The sequence below is a fragment of the Streptomyces sp. NPDC033178 genome (assembly GCF_055577685.1).
On record NZ_JBVIPT010000001.1, the window covers coordinates 54,179 to 75,370 of the forward strand.

The following is a 21,192-nucleotide window of genomic DNA, read 5'->3' on the forward strand; positions in this document are numbered from 1 at the left end:
CGACGCCCTCCCACCACCCCGCCCACCCTGCGTGGCCTGGCAGGCGGGGAGGCTGCTGGCGACGACCCCGCCACCAGACCGGGTACATGCGGCCTGCTTCCGGCCCGTGGGGCCGACCGCGAGAGAGCGAAGCGCACGACATGAACGACCACGTCACCGACCCCGCGACCGAGGCCTTCGTCGCCCACCGCGACCTGCTGTTCACCGTCGCCTACGAGATGCTCGGTTCGGCGGCGGACGCCGAGGACGTCCTCCAGGAGACCTGGCTGCGATGGGTCAAGGCCGATCTGGCGCAGGTGCGGGACCAGCGCGCCTACCTGGTGCGGATCACGACCCGGCAGGCACTCAACCGGCTGCGCACCCTCAAACGGCGCAAGGAGGCCTACGTGGGCCCCTGGCTGCCCGAGCCCCTGCTCACCACGCCGGACGTGGCCGAGGACGTCGAACTGTCCGAGAACCTGTCGCTGGCACTCATGTACATCTTCGAAACCCTCTCACCGACCGAACGCGCCGTCTTCGTACTGCGCGAGGTCTTCGACTTCGGCTACGACGACATCGCGGCCGCGATCGACAAGAGCCCCGCCGCCGCACGCCAGATCGCCTACCGCGCCCGCCGGCACGTCGACGCCCGCCGACCGGGCACACCGGCTTCCCCGGAAGAAGCCCGGGCGGCGTCGGACTCCTTCCGCCGCGCGCTCGAAACCGGGGACCTGCAGGGGCTGCTCGACGTACTCGCCCCGGACGTCGTCTTCGTCAGCGACGGCGGCGGCCTCAAGCTGGCGGCCCTGCGACCGGTCGTCGGCGCCGACAAGGTGCTCCGCTACATGGCCGGCAGCGTCGACAAGGCAGGCGGCACCTTCAGCAGCGAGCCCACGACGGTCAACGGCAACCCCGGCCTCATCCTCCGCCTGGGCGGCGAGATCGACGGCGTGCTGGCCTTCTCGGTGGAGAACACCCGCGTCACCGGCCTCTACTACGTCCGCAACCCCGAAAAACTCACCCGCGTCGAGTCCGAAACCCCCCTCACCTCCCACTGACCGTCTCTCCCCCACGACACGGCCGACCGACTTGTGTAAGCACGACCCGCTCGCCCAGATCGCCGTTGGCTTCGGTATCTCGGTGGGCACCGCTCACGCCTACACCACCGCGGTGATATGCCTGCTCGCTGACCGTGCACCGGGCCTGCTCAAGGTGCTGCACGAGAGCGATCCCGACCGCGTCCTGCTCCATGGAACTCTCGGGGAGTGCGACCGCCTGCGCGGCGGCCAGCCGACTACTCCGCCAAGCACCGCCGCCATGGCGTGAACGTGCAGTTGGTGACCGATCTTGATGGCCGCCTGCTGTGGATCTCTCCCGCGCTGCCGGCCGCGCACGACCTGCCCGCGGCCGGCACCCACCGGATCATCCGGATCTGCGAACGCCAAGGCGTCCCGGTCCTCGCCGACCGCGCCTACATGGGAGCCGGCCCGTGGGCGACGACGCCCCTCCGGCGCCCGCCGGGCCGCGACCTCACGCCACCCAGCAAACCGTCAAACCGCGCGCTGCTCGCAGCACGGGCACCGGTCGAGCGCGGCGTCGCACGGCTCAAGTCATGGCGGATCTTCCGCAGGGCGGAATGCAGCCTGACTCGAATGTCGTCAATTTCCCAGGCCGTCCTCATCCTGGAGCGGCAACTCTGAAAGTGCGCACTGTCCTCGTAAGGCCCTGCGGTGGATCCCGCTTGCCTCGGTCGATCCGCGGGCGCCGTGATCAGGAGATGTATTACCATACCGAGCGAAGTATCCTGACAGGGGAGATGCCATGGCGAGGAGCGGCTCGAGTGCCGGACTCCTCGGGAGGCAGAACGAGTGCCAGGTTCTCGACCGCCTCTTGGCAGGCGCCAGGGCTGGGCGGAGCGGGGTCTTGGTCCTGCGCGGTGAGGCAGGGATCGGGAAGACCGAGCTGTTGAGATACCTCCTCGATCGTGCCGCTGGATGCCGCACCGTCAGGGTTGCCGGCGTCCAGTCCGAGATGGAGCTCTCCTACGCCGGCCTGCACCAGCTCTGCGCCCCACTGCTGGCCGACCTCGAGAATCTCCCCGTACCTCAGCGCGACGCACTCGGCACTGCGTTCGGTCTGCGCGCCGGCGATGCGCCCGACCGGTTCCTCGTGGGCCTGGCCACTCTGAGCCTCCTCGCGGACGCCGGAGGAAACCAGCCGCTGGTCTGCCTCATCGACGACGCACAGTGGCTGGATCGCGCGTCCGCACTGACCTTGGAGTTCGTCGCCCGGCGGCTGCTCGCGGAATCGATTCTGCTCGTCTTCGCCGTCCGCGAGCCCAGCGTCGGCGAGGCTCTTGGCAGCTTCCCCGAGCTGCCCGTCACGGGGCTGACCGAGCGCGACTCCCAAACACTCCTCGACTCGGCCGTTACCGGGCCGCTCGATGAGCGGGTGCGCGACCGCATCGTTGCGGAGTCGCGCGGTAACCCGCTGGCACTGCTCGAGCTGCCTCGCGGGTTGACCGCGGCGGACATGGCCGGCGGCTTCGCGCGTCCGGATGCATGGCCGTTGTCGAGTCAGATCGAGCAGGGTTTCCTCCGCCGTGTCCAGGCGCTTCCGGCCGAGACGCAGCGCCTGCTGTTCACCGCAGCCGCCGAGCCGGTGGGCGACGTGACGTTGTTGAGGCGTGCGGCCGAGCAGTTGGGGATCGACGTGGACGCCGCTGCGTCGCACGCCGACGCAGTGGAGCTGCTCACGCTCGGCACCCGGGTGCGGTTCCGGCACCCGCTGGTGCGCTCGGCGGCCTATCGCGCGGCGGGCCCGAACGACCGTCGCGAGGTACACAAGGCGCTGGCTGACGCGACCGATGCTCAGCTCGATCCCGATCGTCGGGCCTGGCATCTGGCGCGCGCAGCCTCAGACCATGACGAAACGGTGGCTGCCGAGCTGGAGCGTTCGGCGGACCGGGCGCAGGCGCGCGGCGGAATTGCGGCGGCGGCGGCGTTCCTCAATCAAGCTGCCGAGCTGACGCCCGATCCCGCACGACGTGCGCAGCGCACAGTGGATGCTGCACAGGCGAAGCTCCGCGCCGGTGCGTTCGAGCCAGCGGCTGCTCTCCTCGCCACTGCGGAGGCCGGCCCCCTCGACGAGCTCGGGCGCGCGCGGATCGATGTACTGCATGCCCAGATCGCGTTCGCGCAGGGCCACGGCAGTGAGGCTCCTCCGCTGCTGCTCGCCGCCGCTCGCCGGCTCGAGCAGCTCGACGTGGCGCTCGCTCGTGATACCTACTTGGAAGCAGTCTCGGCGGTGATATTCGCCGGCCGCCTGGCGCGCAGCCCCGGGTGGCGGGAGGTTGGCGAGGCGGCTCGCGGGGCACCGCCGCAGCTGCTGCGCGCGCCCGACATGCTGCTGGATGCCCTTGCCGTGCGTCTCACCGACGGCTACGCGGCCTCGACGCCGATGATCGAGCGAGTCCTCGGGGCGTTCTGTGACGAGGACGTCTCCGTCCAGGACTCGCTGCGCTGGCTCCTGCTTGCTGGGATCATCGCGGCGGATCTATGGGACCACGAGCGCTGGCACATAGTCGCAGCCCGTCACGTGGCGATCGCCCGTGAGGCCGGCGCACTCAGCGAGCTCCCCCTTGCGCTCGACTCCTCCGCCGTCGTGCACGTCTTCGCCGGCGAGCTCGCGGCGGCGGCGTCGCTGATCGAGGAGGTAAGAACGGTGAGTGCGGCGATCGGGAGCAACCAGCCGCCCTTCGGGGCGCTCGCATTGGCTGCCGTTCGTGGTCGCGAGCGCGAGGCACGCACGCTGATCGACACCACGATCAGCGAGTCCGTGCCGCGTGGCCAGGGGCTCGGAGTTACCGTCGCGCACTCCCACCACGCGGTGCTCTGCAACGGCCTCGCCCAATACGAGGTCGCTCTGGCCGCGGCCCAAGCAGCAGCCGCCCACCAGTGGGAGTTCGGCGCGCCGCGATGGGGCTTGGCCGAGCTGGTCGAGGCGGCCGTACGTAGCGGCGCGCCCGAGCTGGCGACCGACGCGCTCGAGCAGCTCTCGGAGACGACACAAGCCAGCGGTACCGACTGGGCGCTCGGTATCGAAGCGCGCTCGCGCGCGCTCCTGAGCGAGGGGGACGCCGCGGAGCGGCTCTACCGTGAGGCGATCGAGCGCCTCGCCCGGACCCGGGTCCGCGTGGAGCTGGCCCGCTCACACCTCTTGCACGGCGAGTGGCTGCGCCGCGAGAACCGCCGCGTCGATGCCCGTGCCCAACTGGGCGTCGCACACGAGATGTTCAGCCAGATCGGGGCCGAGGCGTTCGCCGAACGCGCGCGAAGCGAGCTGCAAGCGACGGGTGCGACGGTTCGGAAACGGACCCTCGCGACGCACACGGCCCTCACTCCTCAGGAGGCACAGATCGCTCGACTTGCCAGCGATGGGCTCACCAATCCCGAGATCGGCGCCCGGTTGTTCCTCAGCCGGCACACGGTCGAGTGGCACCTTCGCAAAGTGTTCTCGAAGCTGGGCATTGCCTCCCGCAAGGAGATCCGCACCAGGTCGCTCGAAGGCGAGGCGACGTCAGCCTAGGCCCGGGCCGTGGGGGATGGTCGGTCGGAGAGTGCGCTGCGGAGTTGTCTGCGGGAGGTGATGCGAGTTTGGCGAACACTTTCCGCAGGTGCCACTCGACGGTGTGAGGGCTGATGAACAGGTGCGCGCCGATCTCGGGGTTCGTCATTCCGTCCCGGGCGAGGCGGGCGATCTGTGCCTCCTGGGCGGTGAGCCCCGCTGGAGTGGCGGTGGTGCGCTTGGCGACCGTTTCGCCGGTGGCCCGCAGCTCGCGGCCGGTGCGGCCGGTGAACGCGCCGGCGCCGAACCGGGTGAACATCTCGTAGGCGGTCCACAGCTGGTCACGGGCGTCGCTGCGGCGGTTCTCCCGGCGCAGCCATTCCTCGTACAGCAGGTGGGCCCGGGCGAGTTCCACGCGGATGCGGGCGCGGTCCAGCCGCTCGATCGCCTCGCGGTAGAGCCGCTCCGCGGCGTCGCCCTCGCTCAGCAGCGCACGCGAGCGCGCCTGGATACCCAGCGCCCAGTCCGCGACCACCACGCCTTCCTCATCCGGCTGCACCTGGACCACTACGACCAGCTCACCGACGCAATCGGACAGCTGGATGCGCGGATCACGGAGGCGATGGCCCCCTTTCGAGGCACCCTCAACCTGCTCGACACCATCCCCGCCATCAACCAGGCCGTCGCCGAAGTGATCATCGCGGAGACTGGCGGCGACATGGCCCGGTTCGCCTCCGCCCGCCACCTCGCCTCCTGGGCCGGGGTCTGCCCCGGCCACCACGAGTCCGCCGGCCGCACCAAGAACACCAAGGTCCGGCCCGGGAACCCGTATCTCAAAGGAGCCCTCGGACTGGCAGCGTTCGGCGCGGTGAGAACCAAGGACACCTACCTGCAGGCCCGTTACAAGCGGCTCACTGCCCGCCGCGGCCCGCTCAAAGCCCTGGTCGCCGTCGAGCACTCGATCATCACCGCGCTCTGGCACATGCTCACCGACACGCCCCCTACCACGAGCTCGGCGGCATCTACTTCACCCAGCGTGACCCCGAACGCGCCACCCGCTGCGCGATCACCGCACTCAACCAGCTCGGCTACACCGTCACCCTCAACCCGATCGAGGACGCAGCCTGACACCCAGAACCCGGACACCCGGCGACCACCACGGCCACCGGGGGCACCGGGGGCACCGGGGGCATCCAGACCTGCCTACCACCGTCCTGACCTGCACCTATTTGCGCGTCAGATCCCCATGCCTATCAAGAGCGGCAGGTCACAGAGTCGGCTGGTCCCTTCCGGGACATCTGACCATCAGGAAGCAGCGCTGGCACTCACTACGTCGAGTGGGCCTGACCTGCCCGACAAGCCACCTGACACCCCATCAGAACGAGCGTCAAATGAGCGTCACGATCGTCATTTCAGCGCAAAGATACCGCCCGTAACGCCCACACCGCACATAATCCGCACACGCAAAACCGCAGGTCAGGATCCCTTAGCCGCCGGTTCGAGGATCGCCACACACTCCACATGATGCGTCATCGGGAACACGTGGGGCCAAGCAGCGTACCGCTCACTCTGTGCTTCACCGTCCACCTCGACGTTCTGGCCGTAGGGACTCCACCCTTTCAGGTACGCCTTGAGCTCGCCCGGCTTCGGTTGCCTTGGAGTTGGCATCTCCGGAAGCCGGTTCAAGGGGTCGATCGCACGCACGAATTCGCGTGCCCACTCCAACCAGCGTCTGGTCGATTCCAGAGCCGGCTCATCCACGAAGCCGCCCGACTCTGGAAGACGATGTTCCAGAGCATCGCAGTACTCACCGACTACGGCGGCCTCCTGCCAGCGTCCGGCGTCCTCGCGAAGCACCTTGGCGAGTTGATCCCGAACAGCTCGCTTCTTCGCCTCCTTCATGGCCGTCCGCCAGCGAATCTCACGCTCCGCCCTGGTCCGCTCCTCGCTCTCTCTGCGCTGAGCGTCCGCCGGCGCTCGCGCCTCGATCTCCCCGAGAATTACGCCCCACGCATTCTCAAGCACCCGGGCCTTCCGATCGCGCCAGCGGCCGGGCCGACCGGATCGGCCGTGGTCAAGTTCGACGACGAGACGCGCCGAGGTCTGCAGCCCGGAGCCCCCGTCGCGGCAGGTCACTGGTCTCTACCGGGACAAGTGACCACAGTAAATCCGGCAGGCCAAACAGCCGCCCACGGTAATCACTCAGCGTGCCTGCCGTGGGAAGAGTCTTCACTGCGCCCCGCCCGTGACGACGCCACCTCCCTGGAGAGAATCTGGGGAGTATCCGGGCTCCTGGGGAGCGCGTGGGGAGGATCGACCACATAAAACGGCACGACACCGAAAGGCACTGAAAGACTCATCTGTCCAGGTCAGCGCCAGGAAGAGTCGAATCACCCCAGGTCAGCGCCATCCAGGTGGACAACTCCAACACCCAGCCGGCCGCCTGGCTGAAGGTCGCCAACCGGCGCCGGCACCGCACTTTGCTGGCCCGTCCCACCGACCGGTGGGAGGCCGACCGGGCCGGGATGCTCGCGCTGCCACCGGTCGATCCGCCCTCCTAGTACTCCAGTCTGGTTTCGCGATCTGTCCAGTGGGCTCGTCGGCGGTAGTGGCTGCGCCGGGCTATCGCCTGGTGGTTGTCTGCGCCAGATGGACCAGTGCAGCAGCCTGGCCGTGGACAAGGCAGCACTCGGACAACCACGCCCAACGACACCGCCGAGCCGGTCGAGGCGGCTATCGGCGATGAACGTGGCGGGGGCGGTGCGTCGCAGCGTGAGCGGCCCCGACCGCTGCGGGCTGGATGCCGGGCTATAGTCACAGCGTCGCGAAAAACGATGTCCCGCGGGTCCACCCGCCGGGCATCGCGCATACATCGATGCAGGTGGTTCTGATCGGTGAGCGTCTCCTGCCGAGACCGGACATCCCGTCCGCTCACGGCGCTGACAATCGCCGACGCGTGTCGGCGCTACAGAGGAGCGCAGCATGCAGAAGACCATCGCCATTGTCGGAGCGGGACTGGGCGGACTGACGCTCGCCCGGGTACTTCAGGCTCACGGCATCGCCGCGACGATCTACGAGGGTGAGGCTTCGGCGACGACCCGTGCACAGGGCGGCTTGCTTGACATCCACGAAGAGACCGGACAGGTCGCGCTTCGCGCAACTGGTCTGTACAACGAGTTCCTCACTCTGGTCCGCCCGGGCGAGGACGCCAAGCGCGTGGTCGACCGCCACGGCACGATCCTTTTCGACATGCCTGCGGACCCTGGTTCGGCCCGTCCAGAGGTGGATCGTGGCGAACTCAGGCGCCTGCTCATCGACTCGCTCGCGCCCGGGACGATCAGGTGGGGTCACAAGCTCGCCTCGATCCGGCACCGTCCGGAGGGCGACTACGCCCTCACCTTCACGGAAGGTTCCGCCACGCGCGCCGACATCGTCATCGGCGCGGACGGTGCCTGGTCGAAGGTGCGTCCGCTGCTCACCCTCGCCGAGCCTCTCTACAGCGGAACCTGCTTCATAGAGATCGCCTTCACCTCGGGCGGCCAGAACCATCGGGCGAGCGTGGCCGCGATCGGCAGCGGCACGCTGATGGCGGTCGCGCCGGGCAAAGGCATCATCGCCCACCGCTACTCCGAAGGGCACGTGCGCGGATACGTGGCGCTGAACAAGCCCGAGACGTGGATGAGGTCGATCGACTTCCGCGACCCGTCCGCCGGCCTCCGTCAAGTCGCCGACGAGTTCGACGGCTGGTCGCCGCTGCTCACCGCCTTTGTGACAGAGAGCTGCGCGGAACCCTGGCTCCGACCCATCTACGCCCTTCCCGTCGGGCTTAAATGGGACAGGGTGCCCGGCGTCACGCTCGTCGGCGACGCCGCGCACCTGATGCCGCCCTTTGCCGGCGAAGGCGCAAACCTCGCCATGTACGACGGTGCCGACCTAGCGAGCGAGCTGGTTGAGCAACCCGACATCGAGGCCGCGCTCACCGCCTACGAAGAGCGGCTGTTCCTGCGTGGTAGCGGCGCCGCAGGCCGCTCGGCGCAGAACCTGGAAATCTTTTTCGGCCGGGAAGCACCGCAGAGCGTAGTCACTCTGTTCGATCACTCCTGATACCCCGGTCCGGGTTCGCCATCTTGCCGCGGCCCCGGCGGGGAACAGGTATGGCCATCGCGTGATCATCGGGGGTTGTGTGGACGCCTGAAGATCGTGCGGTGGCCGCGGGCCATAGCGTGGACCCTGTCCGTTGGCGGGCGATGTTCGATCAGGTCATGATCCGGATCGCGGGCCGGTTCGGGCGGGTGGAGCCCCTAGCGACCGCCCGCGCCTACCTGCTCGGGCTGCTGTCGAGTGTCGAGCGGAAGAACTGCTGGCAGCTGGCCGAACAGGCCAGCCATGCCCGGCCCGGGCCGATGCAGCGCTTGCTGCGCTACGCCCGCTGGGACGCGGATGCCGTCCGCGACGACGTCCGCACCTATGCCGTCGAACACCTGGGCACTGACGGCGGTGTCCTTATCGTCGACGAGACCGGCTTCGTGAAGAAGGGCCGGGCCTCGGCAGGGGTGCAGCGGCAGTACACCGGCACCGCAGGACGCATCGAGAACAGCCAGGTCGGCGTGTTTCTCGCCTATGCCACCCAGCGGGGACGGGCTCTGATCGACCGTCGGCTCTACCTTCCAGAGCATTCCTGGTGCTCCGATCCAGAGCGCCGCCGCGCAGCCGGGATACCCGAGACGGTGCAGTTCGCAACCAAGCCCCACCTGGCCGGGGAGATGATCGCCGCCGCGCTGGACGCGGGACTCACCGCGTCCTGGGTGACCGGCGACGAAGCCTACGGCCAGGACCCACACCTACGCGTCATTCTGGAGGAGACCGGAATCGGCTACGTCCTGGCCGTGGCCTGCTCCACCAGGGTACGGATCAACCAAGGACGCACCCTCGTGCGTGCGGACACCCTCGTCGGCCGGCTCCCCACAGCCGCCTGGCAGCGGTACAGTGCCGGCAACGGTGCAAAGGGCCCGCGCTACTACGACTGGGCCTGGGTCCGCATCGGCACCGGCGGCCACCGCCACCTGCTCATCCGCCGCAACCGGGCCACCGGTGAACTCGCCTTCTACCTCTGCTGGTCACCCACCGACGTGCCCCTGTCCGAGCTGGTCCGCGTCGCCGGTGTCCGTTGGAGTGTCGAGGAGTGCTTCCAGGCCGCCAAGGGCCAGGTCGGACTCGATCACTACCAGGTCCGCAACTGGACCTCATGGCACCGGCATATCACGCTCGCCATGCTCGCCCTGGCCTTCCTCGCTGCCTTGCAGTCGGCGCTGCTCCCGACCGAGCCGTCGATCCGCACCATCCCACCAGCAGCCGCGAGCCGATGCCATTGACCGTCCCGGAAATCCGCCGCCTATTCGCTGCCTGCCTCGTCCCACCGGCCATGTCCGTGGCCAGGCTGGTGCACTGGTCCACCTGGCGCAGACGCCACCAGGCGACAGCCCGGCGCAGCCACTACCGACGACGGACCGCCGACGAAGCCGCTGGATAGATCACGAAATCGCACTGGAGTACTAGTGGAGATTCCAGATCCGCCTCGGCCGCGACCACTACGTCCGCATCGACACCAACGACTACACCGTCGACCCCGCCGCGATCGGGCGGATGGTGACTGTGCACTGCGACAACGACCAGGTCATCGTGCTGGCCGCGGGTGGGGAGATCGTCGCCCAGCACCCTCGCTGCTGGGCCCGCCACCAGACCATCACCGACCCCCACCACGCGGCCACCGGCATCGTGATGCGCCAGGAAGTACACCGTCAGCAGGCCACCCGCCGGGCCGAGGCGGCGGGCACCGGTCCGCTGATCGAGGTCGAACAGCGCGAACTGGGTACCTATGACCGGCTGTTCACCGTCATCGACGGTGGCGGCGATGACCAGAGGGAGGCCGGCTGATGCCCCGCACCGCCATAGCCGACGGCGAAGGCGCCCGAGACGACGGCCGCCACCGCCAAGACGGGGACGACGAGTCGCCGCACGGGTCAGCAGACCGCCGCTGACCTGGCCTTCCTCGCTCGCGCGATGAAGGCAAATGGGTCCGTTTTGACTCGGCCAACGTGGGTCACGATTCAGCCGCCGCCGACAGTTTGCTCTTCCAGTACGGTACGTACGCATTCGACGGACCACCTATGTTCACCCTGGACCTCACCCGTCAATTCGGGATCAACGATGACGACGGCGAGCAAGATCACTATGTGCAAGTCCACTGCGAGCTCGAATATCCGTCAGATCCAGCCCTTGACCAGCTCAGCAACTTCAACTCCTGGTTCTTCCACGACACTGACGAGGCTCTCGATCAATGGGCTGAGGCTCTGGCTAAGCGTCTGGGGCCGCTCCGCGGCCGTCAGCCAGCCGATCTGCGCCTCTACGACGAGCCGGTGTAGGCCGACCTGCGTTACTCCGGTCGGTCGTTTGCTCCGTGCGGTGTGCCAGAACACCGATGACGCGAGCAACACCGGGGAATCAGATGGCCAGGACCGCGCGCACTCTCTTGCCGCCCCCGCTGACCGGGGTGATGTCGAACCGCTGCGCCAGGCACCGCACCATGGCCAGGCCCCGCCCGCTTTCGCCCTCGGCGGTCAACGGCCGCACGCGGGGCTGGTTCGGGTTGTCGTCGTAGACCTCGACGGTCACCCGTTCGTCGGACACCTGCAGGCGCAGACGGCAGGCACTGCGGCCGTGCTGGGTCGCGTTGGCTACCAGCTCGGACACGATGAGCGTCGCGTCGTCGATGTGCCCGGCGTCCACCTGGGCCATCCGGTGGCGGGATCGGGCGAGGAACACGGTAGTCAGCCTCCGCGCCCTCCCCGCCGATGCGGCCTCGTCGGGCAGCAGGTACTCCACTCGTACGGAACGCCGATGAGCACGCCGATGCGTACGCATGGCGAATCACTTCCCCTCCTAGGACAACCGGCAGCCTCGCTCCGTGACCGCGGCATGTCTTGCGCGGCTGGTCCCGCCCCGCCGTGATGCCCCGTGCCGGTGATCGCCAATCGCGCGGGCCATCAGGCCGACTTGACGGCCCCGATCGCTGGCGCACAGAGTCCGCCCTGACCTGGGAGGGTGACGCAAACGGAGCATCAAATACTCACGGCCGGATCGGGTAGCGGGAGGCGCTGTCTCATGCCTCCGCCCCAGGACGTCGTCGAGCTGATCCTCGAGGACCGCCGGAGCATGGAAGACGCACATCGGCGTGCAGGGCCTCCTGCACGGCGGGCGCCCATCCGGCCTGTCAGGACAGTTCTCCATCCTGAGGTTCGCCGACAGAACCGCTACAGGGCGCCATAGCTGTGGCACCATTCTCTCGGAGAAATTCGAACTCACACGTGATGCCAATACCCGCGGAAGGCACTCCCGCCCCCAAGGGAATCGCCAACTCACCCGCACAGATGGCCGGCTCGACCGCGTACGCACGCCTCGGGCCAGGCAGGGACCTTGGGGATGGTGGGCGCCCGACTCACCGTGAAGTCGGTAGGGGGCCCCGCCTACCATCCCGCTAGGAATCCTCATGGGCCTGGGTGCGCTGCCGCGGTGGGACCGGAGGCAGCGACTGCGCAAGGCTACGGAGATCATGGCCCTCGTCACCGTGCGGCTCCGGAGGCCAGATGGGGCGATGCGCTGCGGGCAGGTCCATCAGTGCCTGGCCGACGGTTGGCCGGACGGCCAGCAGCTCGGAGCTGCCCGTCTGCACGAGCAGCTCCATCAGACGACGCCCCGCTCCGGCCAGCAGGAACTTTCCGTCCCGGCGCTCCAGCAGCCACCGGATGGCGAGCAGGCAGTTGAGCCCCCGCGAGTCGCAGAAGACGAGGGCTGTCACGTCCAGCACCAAGTGCCGATGACCGGCGTCGACGCTGGCGCCGAGTGTGCTCAGGAAGATTCCCTCGCAGCTCTGATCGAGTTCGCCGCTCACCCGCAGGACCGCGCAGGCGTCGCAGGCGGCGACCTCGGTGATGGTCAGGCGGTGGATCTGCGTGGACATCGCACCTCCATCCGACCGTCGCGCGGAAAGGCTGTGACGAGCGGCCCTGCGCGTCGGCGCCCCTCCGACCAGACAAGCGCCCGAGGCGATACCGCTCGGGCCGGCCGGATCGGTGTGGCTGTCGTGTCTCCCGGCACCGTCTGATTCGGTACCCGTACGGGTGCGTGTGCCCCGCATTCCGTCGGGCAGCGGAACAGGATGAGATTCCTCATCGGCCTGGAACACACCATGGAGCGATGGGCCAACGCCCTGTGGAAGGTGCTCATTTCCGCGCGCCAGGAAGCAGGCCGAGGTGGTAGCGATACTCCGCCGCGAGTGCGACGACCGCGCCTTGATCCTGGACCGCCGGCGCACTCTGGTACCCAACACCTTCGTCATCGAACTCCCGCCGGAATCCCACCTCCGATTGACCGCAGGCAGTGCTGAGGTGGCGGGACACCTCGCGGCTCAGGTCCGCCGCCATGCCGCGGAGCAGGGGTACACGTTCGCCGGGCCGGTGGCCGTTCACCTGGCACAGACCGATGACGCCGGCGTTGGTCGCTTCCGTGTCCGAAGCCGCATCGTCCCCCTCCAGAGGTGAGCCGAGCTGGGCATCGCACCACGTGCCCATACCTGTTGACCGCAGCTGCTGCGTCGAGGAACTCGAAGGCGGACGCGGAGGTCCGCGTACGCCGGAGTCTGCCCTTTCTCGCAGGCCGCAACTGCAGCCAGACCAGCACAGCGACAGCGGCCGGCGCCACATCCGCACCCAGCCGCTGCATCCCCGCGAAGCGTCCCAGACGCAGCCGGAGCCCACGCACCGCACGCCGGTCCCACACGGTCCGCACCGACGGGGCAGCCACTCCCACCGGCACGCAACCACCACCATCCCCACAGGCGGAGGCTCGTCAACGACTGGGGGCGGCGCCAGCACTGCCCGTACGAGTCACGCATCGTCGGTCACCATCGAGTTCGAGCCGCCCTGCCGATGGCCTGCCGGATCACGCAGGGCGCGTTCCGCGCCGTGGCCGACCAGTGGCTCGGGGCGACCGGGGGTTGCTCCACCGCAACCGACATGGCCGAAAATGTGTCTCCCATCGCGTGGCCCGGAGCTTGCCAGGTGCATGGAGGCTCCGGCACCACGACGGCCCTGAGGGGGTACCGATGAACACATGGGCAGTTCCTGGCTACACCGAATCGCTGGAGCTGGGCTCTGGGGCGAGCGGCCGGGTCGTCCTGGCCGTGCACGAAGGGACGGGCATCGCGGTCGCGGTGAAGTACCTCAGCGAGTCCCTGTACACCCGACCTGGCTTCGTCCACGACTTCCGCGCGGAGGCGCGACTGCTCGCCGGCCTGAACAGCCCGTATGTCACCGGGTTGTACGAGTACGTCGAGAGCCCCGATGGCGCCGCCATTGTGATGGAGCTGGTGGACGGAGTGTCCCTCCGTTCCCTTCTGGCCACGCAGAGTCCGCTGGAACCCGAAGCCGCACTCGTGATCCTCAAGGGCTCCCTGCTCGGCCTGGCCGACGCCCACCGGCTCGGTGTGGTCCACCGCGACTACAAACCGGAGAACGTCCTCGTCAGTTCCGACGGCACGTCGAAGCTGGTCGACTTCGGCATCGCAGTGGCCACGGGTGAGAGCGCCGGAGTGGCCGGAACACCCGCCTACATGGCCCCGGAGCAGTGGACCGGTGCGCCCGCCTCACCGGCGGGCGACGTGTACGCGGCAACTGCCACCTTCTTCGAGTGCCTGACCGGCCACAAGCCGTACCCGGCCGACAACCTCGCCGAACTCGCGCTGCGGCACGTCGACTCGCCCGTCCCGGCCGATGAGGTTCCCGAGGCGGTGCGGTCACTGGTCTGCCGCGGCCTGGCCAAGTCGCCAGAGGCACGGCCCTCGCACGCCGCGGCGTTCGTCGCGGACCTGGAGGCGGCGGCCGTCGCCGGATACGGCCACGAGTGGGAGGAACGAGGCCGCGGCAGGCTCTCCGCACTCGCGGCACTGTTGCTGCTGCGCTCCCCGGCCCGCCCCGGCCCGGAGACCACCACGGACACCGCCCGCACCGTCCTGCGCCCGGGAGCCGGTGAGGGCGGTGGGCGGACCCACATGTGGCGGCCCACTCGCCCAGGCATGCTCGTGTCGGCCGCGGCCGCGCTCCTGGCGATCGTTCTGGCGTATGGCGTGCCGCGGAACGACGGCCAGGCGACCGACCAGGCGGCCGAAGCGTTCGCCACGACCAGTGCACAGCCCGGCGTGGAGTCGGGGTCCACCGCTCCGACCTCATCGGCCGACCCTGCCGAGTCCTCGGCATCCGCCGGATCGACCGGCCCTTCCCCGTCGGGCTCGCAGAGCTCGGCCTCCGACGGACCCTCGGCGTCGGCCTCGGCCCCGACGGAAGAGACCACGCCGCCCGGCGGAGCGACGGCCACACCCACCCCGACGACCGCGTCCCCCGACCCCACATCACCCACCGCGCCCGCCACGCCCGCGGTCAAAGACATCGCCGTGTCCGGCTTCCGCCAGACAGGCCCCACCACGGGTACGACCACCGTCTCCGTCACCACGGACGGCACCGGGCCGATCTCCGTGACCGTGTCCTGGTACACAGGCGACACCAGTGGACAGCTCGGCACGCCGGACGGAACGCCCGAGACATTCGACCGCAGTGGCGCCACGCAGTACACGTTGACCCTCGACCACACGTTCCAGGGCAAGGGCTGCTACTGGGCCGTGCAGGCCACGACAGCTCCCGCGTCCGCCGACGGCGGCGCCTCACAGCAGCTCCTGACGAGGCGGTGCGACATCCGTTGACTCCCACCAACGACCGCACCACGCCGCCCGGCAGCGGCTCCTGGCCCGCCCCACCCGACCACACCGCCGACGCGGAGGCGGAGTACAGCGCCACCGTGCTGGGGAGCCACTGGTTCCAGAGACCCGAGCAGGACACCACGCCGCAAGAGGACCGGACCGCCGTGGCACCGGCCACGCCGGAGACCCGGCCCGACCGTGTCGAGGGAACGGTCCTGCGCTTCGGCCCCGGTGTGACCGCCGCTCTCACGCACCGTTCAGGGACCCCGCTGTCCGCCGCCGTGCCGACGCCCACGCGGCATCCGCGAGGAAGGCTGCGCCGACATGCCCTGCCGGCACTGGTGCTGCTCATGGTCATCGCGTTCCTCGCCTGGCAGCGTTCCGGCCCTGGCTTCGCCGCGGACCAGGCGGCCGTCACCACCCGCAACACCGCAGTGGGATGCGACAGCACGGCGGACATCGTCGGAGTGATCACCACGAACGGCCGACCGGGCACCCTGTCCTACCGCTGGGTCCGCAGCGACGGCACAACCTCGGCCGTCCTGCGCGAAGTGATTCCCGGGGGCCAGAAGAGGGCACGGGTGCATCTGCTCTGGACGTTCCGGGGCGAAGGCCGCTACCGGGCCCAGGCCGAGTTGCACGTCCTCTCCCCCAGCCGCCACACAGCCACGATTCGCTTCGTGTACGACTGCTCCTGACGGCGGGGAGGCACGCGGTGGTTGCCGTACTGGCTGGATTGGCGGTCGTGATCGATTCGATGTCCGCCTTCCGAACGGCAGACCGTCGCTGGTGCAGGCGTACTCACACCGAGCACACAACACGCACTGCGTACGCGCCTCCATGTCGACAGTCGCCCCCTCATCATCAAGTCCACGCCTCGGCATGGTCGTGCGCCGCCGTCGTCACGTTCGGCCGCCGTCCGGTACTGCCAGGTGGGGCCGAACCTGAACGGGACGACACCGATACGTTGGTTACGCTTGGCACTAAGCGCCTATTACTGGGCACAATGGGGCGAAATTCCCTAAGGAACCGAAAATGGGTCTCGGTGTCAGCCTTCCGGCTGTGAAGCGTGGGTCGCTCACCCGTGCGTTTGTGGCGATCTCGGTTGCCGTCGGCCTGACCCTGAGCGGAGCCTGCGGCGGGGACGGTGAGGGCGGCGGCGACAGCCTCACCGTCGGCGTATTGCTCCCGGGCGGCGGGGCCTCGCGCTTCGGGCAGTTCGACAGGCCGCTGATCGAGCAGAAGCTGAAGCAGTTGTGCCCTCGCTGCCCGGCGGCGACCGTCGCTGCCACACCTGAGCCGGCGGTCCAGCGGCAGCAGCTCGAGGCCATGATCACCAGAGGTGTGGATGTCCTGATCCTCGCCGTCGTCGACGCCAAGGGGCTGCGCTCGACGGTCGAGGCCGCACACCGGGCCGGTATCCCGGTCGTCGCCTATGACCGGCTCGCACAAGGCCCGATCTCCGGCTACGTCACTTTCGACGGCACGACGGTCGGCAGGCTTCAGGGCGAGGGGCTGCTCAAGGCTATGGGCACGAAGGCGAACGGCGGCCAGATCGTCATGATGAACGGCGCCACGACCGATCCCAATGCCGACTGGTACAAGCAGGGAGCACTCTCCGTCCTCAAGGACAACGTGAAGATCGGCAAGTCGTACGACACCGTCGGATGGCGACCGGAGAACGCCTACGTCAACATGACCGGCGCCATCGCCGCCCTGGGTGCGGACAACATCGACGGCGTTCTGGCTGCCAATGACAGCCTCGCCGGCGCCGTGGTCTCCGCCTTCAACGCCACGGAAGTCAGGCCACTCCCCCCGGTCACCGGCCAGGACGCCGACCTCGCGGCGGTGCGCCGGATCGTCCGGGGCGACCAGTACATGACCGTCTACAAGCCTTTCAAGCCTGCGGCCGACGCCGCCGTCGAGATGGCCGTCGCCCTGGGGCGCGGCGAGACGGTCGCGTCCATCGCTCCCGGCACGGTCGACAGCGCCACCACCAAGGACATCCCGGCGGTCCTGCTCCCGTCGGTCTCGGTGACGGCCAGCAACATCAAGGACACTCTGGTAAAGGATGGTATGTACACAATCGACCAGATCTGCACTTCGAAGCTCCGGTCCGCCTGCGACAAGGCCGGACTCACCCCATGAGCTTTCGCGGAGGCGGAAGGAGGTGGCCACGTGCCGGCACAGCCCCTGCTGGCGTTGCGCGGCGTCTCCAAGCGCTTCGCTGCCGTCCAGGCGCTGGTGGACGTCGAGCTGGAGATCAGGGCCGGGGAGGTGGTCGCCCTGGTCGGCGACAACGCCGCCGGAAAGTCCACCCTGGTCAAGGTGATCTCGGGGGTCGCTCCCGCCGACAAGGGCGTGATCGAGTGGCAGGGCAGTGCCGTTCAGATCAAGCGTCCACAGGACGCCCAGATCCTCGGGATCTCGACCGTCTACCAGGACCTCGCGATGTGCGGCAACCTCGACGTCGTCGGCAATCTCTACCTCGGCCGGGAAATCCACCGGCTCGGCATCCTCAACGAGGTGGAGATGGAGCGCCGCACCCGCGAGCTGCTGCAAACCCTGTCCATCCGCATCCCTGACGTACGCGCACCGCTCGCCACCCTGTCCGGCGGCCAGCGGCAGGTCGTCGCGATCACCCGCTCGTTTCTCAGCGCCCCCAGACTGCTCCTCCTCGACGAGCCCACCGCCTCCCTGGGCATCGAGCAGACCAACCAGCTCCTCGACCTCATCGAGCAGGTGCGCGACCGGGGCGCAGGAGTGCTCCTCATCAGCCACAACATGGGCGACATCAAGGCAGTCGCCGACCGCATCGCCGTGCTGCGCCTCGGCCGCAACAACGGCCTCTTCGACGTGAACACCACCTCCCAGGAACAGATCATCTCCTCGATCACCGGAGCGTCGGACAATGCCGTCGCCCACCGCACGACCCACCCGGACGAGGCATGGCCGTGAGGTGGAGAGGGACGCGGGCGCGCGCCGGCGACGCCTCGCCCCGCGCCGGCCGCCGCAGGGCCCTCACCGGTGCGGTGCGCCGCAGACTGCACGAGGCCGAACTCGGCCCGGCCCCCGCCCTGCTCGCTCTCGCCGTGACCTGGATGGTCTTCCAGGGCCTCAACGACAACTTCCTCTCCTCGCGCAATCTGTCCGTCCTCAGCGTGGACATTGTCGGGACCGGAATGATCGCCGTCGGCATCGTCTTCGTACTGCTGATCGGAGAGATCGACCTGTCGGTGGGCTCGCTCGCCGGCCTGGCGGGCGCCCTGTTCGCGGCGCTCAACGTGAACCTTGGAATGCCGGAATGGCTCGCCGTGATCATCGCGGTCATCTGCGGTGCAGCCGCCGGCGCCGTCCACGGATTCTTCTTCGCCAAGATCGGCGTACCCGCGTTCGTCGTCACCCTGGCGGGCCTGCTGGCCTGGAACGGCCTGATGCTCTACCTACTGGGTCCGGAGAGCTCCATCAATTTCAGCGACGACGGGTTGGTCGCCACGCTGACCAGCCGCTACTTCAGTGCCGCCGTGGCCACCTACGGCCTGGCTGCACTCGGTACGGTCGCGTACCTCCTCCTCTCCTACCACGACCGCAGACACCGCAGCGCCGCCGGAATGCCCTGTCGGCAGGTGCGCGAGATCTGGGCCCGTACGGCCCTGCTCACGGTGGTCGCGTTCGCCGCCGTCCATGTGCTGGGCCGGTTCGAGGGCCTGCCGCTGGCGCTCCTGATCTTCCTCGGAGTCATCGTCGCCTCGGACTTCTTCGTGCGCCGCACACGCTATGGCCGGCAGGTCCTGGCACTGGGTGGCGGTGTGGAGGCGGCCCGGCGGGCCGGCGTGGATGTGGCGCGCGTGCGGATCGCGGTGTTCCTGGTGTCAGGAACCCTGGCCGCGGTCGGCGGCCTGTTCGTCGCCTCGCGGCTCACGTCGGCGACCACGGTTCCGGGCTCCGGCATGCTGCTGATCAACGCCATCGCCGCTGCCGTCATCGGCGGCACCAGCCTGTTCGGCGGACGCGGCTCGACCTGGTCCGCGCTGCTGGGGGTGCTGATCATCCAGTCGATCGCCTCGGGCATGGCACTGCTGGGAGTCGAGCCCGCGGTCCAGTTCATGATCACCGGTGGAGTGCTGCTCACCGCGGTGGTCTTCGACTCGTTGGCCCGGCGCGCCGTGGAAGCACGCGGGCGGGCCTGAGGGATGTCCGGTCACCGGTCACCATCCACACCTTCGCGTCCTACGAATGGATCAGGAAAGGCAAGCCGCTCTGTCCGGTAGGCGACTCCGGCACCGGCAAGTCGCACCTGCTGATCGCGCTGGGCACCGAGGGCGCGCCGGCCGACTTCCGGGTCCGCTGCACTCTCGCCGCCACGCTCGTCTGCGAACGCACCAAGGCCCTCTACGAGCGCACCAAGGCTTGACCGAGAAGGAAGAAGAAACCTCGTGGCCATTGCCTCGAACGAATCGTTCGAGGGCTGGACCAGGACCGCCCAGGTGAATTGACCCGCAGCGTTGTTCACAAGGCTGATCGGTGGTTGGCCGCCGAGTCCAGTGTGGCAGCGGTGGTGGCTGTAGGTGTGCAGGAAGTCTGTCAGGGCCGTGGTCCGTTCGGTGTTGGTGGTGTAGCGCCGAAGGCAGGCCCATTCGTCGAGCAGGGTGCGGTTTCGATGAGTGGCCATGCTGAAATCGCTCAGTGAGTGTCAAACGTTTCGATCCTCGCCGAAATGATTGGCGCTTCCAGACTCCTCGGCAAATGATTTCGCTTCAGGTAGATCCGATGCGCGAAAGAGTACTGAACGGCGCGCTACGGATCGGCGTGAAAACCCACCCCGGACGGGCACCACTGGACGGGTTGTCACATAAGCGTGGGGAGAAGCTTGTGACCGAGTGGATATTGGCATTCGACGCCGACTGCCGATTCTGTGAAGAAGTGGTGGATCGGGTTCGCGTGTCCGTCGACGGCACGTTGACCACCGCGGGCCTCACGGAGCCCCGTATTCGCGGCCTGCGCGCGCGTGCCCTGGGGGAAGGAGCAGCGTGGGCCCCGACTCTGCTGGCGGTCAACGGCGACCAGGTGCGGACCTGGACCGGAACCGCGCTGTCCTTCCGCCTGGCGCGGCTGTTGGGGCCGTCGGACTCGCTGCGGGTGGTGCGTGCGCTCCGCGACCTCGATGTGCTGCGGCCCCCGAGCCGTCGAGGAATCCTCAAGGCCGTGCCGGGGCTGGCCCTGGGAACGTTTCTGGTCACCGGCGGCCTGGCAACCTCACCGGCCCAGGCTGTGACCCGTGCCAAGGGCAGCAAGGCGTCGCGATGGGTGAAGGCCAACCTCGACCGGCTCCCCTCCGGCTACTCCGAGTTCGCCTCGTACCCCGCGGACTATCGGCGCGCCATTTACGGTGCGCTGTCCGCTTCGGCTCGGAGTGATCTGCGGGTGGCACACTTCGCGAACTACCGGAAGACACACCCCGGTCTGTCGGCCGAGCAGTCCGCCGTCCTGGACGACGCGACGCGGCTGGCACCGCCGATCATCGCGGGCCGTCAGCAGGGAGCAGCCTTCGAAGGGCTGGAGACGGCGGCCGTGGCGGCGTTCGGCGAGAGCGGGGCGCGGGCGGTTCTCATGACGCTGGGCCCTGCCGACACGCAAGGCGCGGCGTCTCGCAGCGATCGGGGCATCCAGGTCATGGACTGCAATTCCCAGTGCGCGGGGACCGGAAGCTGCAACATGGTGTGCTACTCCCATCCGTGGTGGTGCAACTGGACCGACTACGGCTGCGGTCCACTGTGGCTGGGACCGTGCAGCGGGGTTTGCGCCCCCTGAAGCCGTCCCTGCTCGGAACTCGCGCGTTC

At 68.7% G+C, this 21,192-nt stretch carries 17 protein-coding genes and 5 pseudogenes; 17 read left to right on the forward strand and 5 right to left on the reverse strand.

All coding sequences use genetic code 11. The features are described 5' to 3' along the window. The first annotated feature begins 140 nt into the window (after nucleotides 1-140). The 3 genes and pseudogenes from ACZ5VQ_RS00275 (at nucleotide 141) to ACZ5VQ_RS00285 (ending at nucleotide 4,566) form a co-directional block, all read left to right on the forward strand. Complete coding sequence (locus tag ACZ5VQ_RS00275) at nucleotides 141-1,037, forward strand: RNA polymerase sigma-70 factor (protein ID WP_469102941.1); 897 nt, start codon at nucleotides 141-143, stop codon at nucleotides 1,035-1,037. Nucleotides 1,038-1,068: 31 nt separating this feature from the next. Next, nucleotides 1,069-1,679, forward strand: a pseudogene (locus ACZ5VQ_RS00280) (transposase family protein); the annotation flags it as partial. A 121-nt stretch (nucleotides 1,680-1,800) separates the two neighbouring features. Continuing rightward, nucleotides 1,801-4,566 (forward strand): helix-turn-helix transcriptional regulator, encoded by a 2,766-nt coding sequence (locus ACZ5VQ_RS00285; protein WP_469102942.1) that lies wholly within the window; start codon nucleotides 1,801-1,803, stop codon nucleotides 4,564-4,566. Here the strand turns inward: ACZ5VQ_RS00285 and ACZ5VQ_RS00290 are convergent. Next, nucleotides 4,563-5,074 (reverse strand): annotated as a pseudogene (locus tag ACZ5VQ_RS00290) (LuxR C-terminal-related transcriptional regulator); the annotation flags it as partial. The gene ACZ5VQ_RS00285 and the pseudogene ACZ5VQ_RS00290 overlap by 4 nt on opposite strands. A 93-nt stretch (nucleotides 5,075-5,167) precedes the next feature. On the opposite strand from ACZ5VQ_RS00290, the pseudogene ACZ5VQ_RS00295 reads away from it, so the two are divergent. Beyond that, nucleotides 5,168-5,389, forward strand: a pseudogene (locus ACZ5VQ_RS00295) (transposase); the annotation flags it as partial. 632 nt (nucleotides 5,390-6,021) lie between these two features. Here the strand turns inward: ACZ5VQ_RS00295 and ACZ5VQ_RS00300 are convergent. Further along, on the reverse strand, nucleotides 6,022-6,570 hold the full coding sequence (locus tag ACZ5VQ_RS00300; protein ID WP_469103579.1) for a hypothetical protein: 549 nt from the start codon (nucleotides 6,568-6,570) through the stop codon (nucleotides 6,022-6,024). Between the two features lie 389 nt (nucleotides 6,571-6,959). Between ACZ5VQ_RS00300 and ACZ5VQ_RS00305 the strand changes: the two genes are divergently transcribed. The 5 genes from ACZ5VQ_RS00305 (at nucleotide 6,960) to ACZ5VQ_RS00325 (ending at nucleotide 10,967) form a co-directional block, all read left to right on the forward strand. Further along, nucleotides 6,960-7,106 carry a hypothetical protein gene (locus ACZ5VQ_RS00305; protein ID WP_469102943.1) on the forward strand — a complete coding sequence of 49 codons (147 nt, stop codon included), beginning with the start codon at nucleotides 6,960-6,962 and terminating at the stop codon, nucleotides 7,104-7,106. 421 nt (nucleotides 7,107-7,527) lie between these two features. Beyond that, nucleotides 7,528-8,649 carry an FAD-dependent oxidoreductase gene (locus ACZ5VQ_RS00310; protein WP_469102944.1) on the forward strand — a complete coding sequence of 374 codons (1,122 nt, stop codon included), beginning with the start codon at nucleotides 7,528-7,530 and terminating at the stop codon, nucleotides 8,647-8,649. Nucleotides 8,650-8,792: 143 nt separating this feature from the next. Beyond that, a complete protein-coding gene (locus ACZ5VQ_RS00315) occupies nucleotides 8,793-9,917 on the forward strand; it encodes an IS701 family transposase (RefSeq protein ID WP_469102945.1) in 1,125 nt (374 codons plus the stop codon). Between the two features lie 196 nt (nucleotides 9,918-10,113). Next, nucleotides 10,114-10,479, forward strand: coding sequence for a Mu transposase domain-containing protein (locus ACZ5VQ_RS00320; RefSeq protein ID WP_469103542.1), 366 nt, complete (start codon nucleotides 10,114-10,116; stop codon nucleotides 10,477-10,479). Between the two features lie 233 nt (nucleotides 10,480-10,712). Then, nucleotides 10,713-10,967 (forward strand): hypothetical protein, encoded by a 255-nt coding sequence (locus ACZ5VQ_RS00325; RefSeq protein ID WP_469102946.1) that lies wholly within the window; start codon nucleotides 10,713-10,715, stop codon nucleotides 10,965-10,967. A 79-nt stretch (nucleotides 10,968-11,046) separates the two neighbouring features. On the opposite strand, the gene ACZ5VQ_RS00330 is transcribed toward ACZ5VQ_RS00325, so the two are convergent. Continuing rightward, the gene (locus ACZ5VQ_RS00330) at nucleotides 11,047-11,466 is read right to left on the reverse strand and encodes an ATP-binding protein (protein ID WP_469102947.1); all 420 of its coding nucleotides are present in this window, start codon (nucleotides 11,464-11,466) and stop codon (nucleotides 11,047-11,049) included. Nucleotides 11,467-12,079: 613 nt separating this feature from the next. Continuing rightward, entirely contained in the window at nucleotides 12,080-12,562 is a 483-nt protein-coding gene (locus tag ACZ5VQ_RS00335; RefSeq protein WP_469102948.1) for an STAS domain-containing protein, read from the reverse strand. Nucleotides 12,563-12,854: 292 nt separating this feature from the next. Between ACZ5VQ_RS00335 and ACZ5VQ_RS00340 the strand changes: the two genes are divergently transcribed. From ACZ5VQ_RS00340 to ACZ5VQ_RS00370, 7 genes and pseudogenes are all read left to right on the forward strand, one after another. Beyond that, nucleotides 12,855-13,142: a DUF3662 domain-containing protein gene (locus tag ACZ5VQ_RS00340; RefSeq protein WP_469102949.1), complete on the forward strand. Its 288-nt coding sequence runs from the start codon at nucleotides 12,855-12,857 to the stop codon at nucleotides 13,140-13,142. 563 nt (nucleotides 13,143-13,705) lie between these two features. Further along, on the forward strand, nucleotides 13,706-15,355 hold the full coding sequence (locus ACZ5VQ_RS00345; RefSeq protein WP_469102950.1) for a serine/threonine-protein kinase: 1,650 nt from the start codon (nucleotides 13,706-13,708) through the stop codon (nucleotides 15,353-15,355). Beyond that, nucleotides 15,352-16,050 (forward strand): hypothetical protein, encoded by a 699-nt coding sequence (locus ACZ5VQ_RS00350; RefSeq protein WP_469102951.1) that lies wholly within the window; start codon nucleotides 15,352-15,354, stop codon nucleotides 16,048-16,050. The genes ACZ5VQ_RS00345 and ACZ5VQ_RS00350 overlap by 4 nt, the downstream gene beginning before the upstream one ends. A gap of 337 nt (nucleotides 16,051-16,387) precedes the next feature. After that, a complete protein-coding gene (locus tag ACZ5VQ_RS00355; RefSeq protein ID WP_469102952.1) occupies nucleotides 16,388-17,500 on the forward strand; it encodes a sugar ABC transporter substrate-binding protein in 1,113 nt (370 codons plus the stop codon). Nucleotides 17,501-17,530: 30 nt separating this feature from the next. Beyond that, complete coding sequence (locus ACZ5VQ_RS00360) at nucleotides 17,531-18,310, forward strand: ATP-binding cassette domain-containing protein (protein ID WP_469102953.1); 780 nt, start codon at nucleotides 17,531-17,533, stop codon at nucleotides 18,308-18,310. Beyond that, nucleotides 18,301-19,542 carry a sugar ABC transporter permease gene (locus tag ACZ5VQ_RS00365; protein WP_469102954.1) on the forward strand — a complete coding sequence of 414 codons (1,242 nt, stop codon included), beginning with the start codon at nucleotides 18,301-18,303 and terminating at the stop codon, nucleotides 19,540-19,542. Before ACZ5VQ_RS00360 ends, ACZ5VQ_RS00365 begins: the two co-directional genes overlap by 10 nt. A 14-nt stretch (nucleotides 19,543-19,556) precedes the next feature. Beyond that, nucleotides 19,557-19,833: pseudogene (locus ACZ5VQ_RS00370) on the forward strand (ATP-binding protein); the annotation flags it as partial. A gap of 8 nt (nucleotides 19,834-19,841) precedes the next feature. On the opposite strand, the pseudogene ACZ5VQ_RS00375 reads toward ACZ5VQ_RS00370, so the two are convergent. Then, nucleotides 19,842-20,009 (reverse strand): annotated as a pseudogene (locus ACZ5VQ_RS00375) (IS481 family transposase); the annotation flags it as partial. A gap of 284 nt (nucleotides 20,010-20,293) precedes the next feature. Here ACZ5VQ_RS00375 and ACZ5VQ_RS00380 point away from each other — a divergent pair. Beyond that, nucleotides 20,294-21,163, forward strand: a complete 870-nt coding sequence (locus ACZ5VQ_RS00380) for a bacteriocin fulvocin C-related protein (RefSeq protein WP_469102955.1) — start codon at nucleotides 20,294-20,296, stop codon at nucleotides 21,161-21,163. Nucleotides 21,164-21,192: the final 29 nt, after the last annotated feature.

Bases quoted from the DNA above. Each gene is read 5' to 3' on its own strand.
- ACZ5VQ_RS00345 (WP_469102950.1), top strand. From the start codon at position 13,706: ATGAACACATGGGCAGTTCCTGGCTACACCGAATCGCTGGAGCTGGGC.
- ACZ5VQ_RS00355 (WP_469102952.1), top strand. From the start codon at position 16,388: ATGGGTCTCGGTGTCAGCCTTCCGGCTGTGAAGCGTGGGTCGCTCACC.
- ACZ5VQ_RS00275 (WP_469102941.1), top strand. From the start codon at position 141: ATGAACGACCACGTCACCGACCCCGCGACCGAGGCCTTCGTCGCCCAC.
- ACZ5VQ_RS00335 (WP_469102948.1), bottom strand. From the start codon at position 12,562: ATGTCCACGCAGATCCACCGCCTGACCATCACCGAGGTCGCCGCCTGC.
- ACZ5VQ_RS00330 (WP_469102947.1), bottom strand. From the start codon at position 11,466: ATGCGTACGCATCGGCGTGCTCATCGGCGTTCCGTACGAGTGGAGTAC.
- ACZ5VQ_RS00365 (WP_469102954.1), top strand. From the start codon at position 18,301: ATGGCCGTGAGGTGGAGAGGGACGCGGGCGCGCGCCGGCGACGCCTCG.
- ACZ5VQ_RS00315 (WP_469102945.1), top strand. From the start codon at position 8,793: ATGTTCGATCAGGTCATGATCCGGATCGCGGGCCGGTTCGGGCGGGTG.
- ACZ5VQ_RS00325 (WP_469102946.1), top strand. From the start codon at position 10,713: ATGTTCACCCTGGACCTCACCCGTCAATTCGGGATCAACGATGACGAC.
- ACZ5VQ_RS00285 (WP_469102942.1), top strand. From the start codon at position 1,801: ATGGCGAGGAGCGGCTCGAGTGCCGGACTCCTCGGGAGGCAGAACGAG.
- ACZ5VQ_RS00310 (WP_469102944.1), top strand. From the start codon at position 7,528: ATGCAGAAGACCATCGCCATTGTCGGAGCGGGACTGGGCGGACTGACG.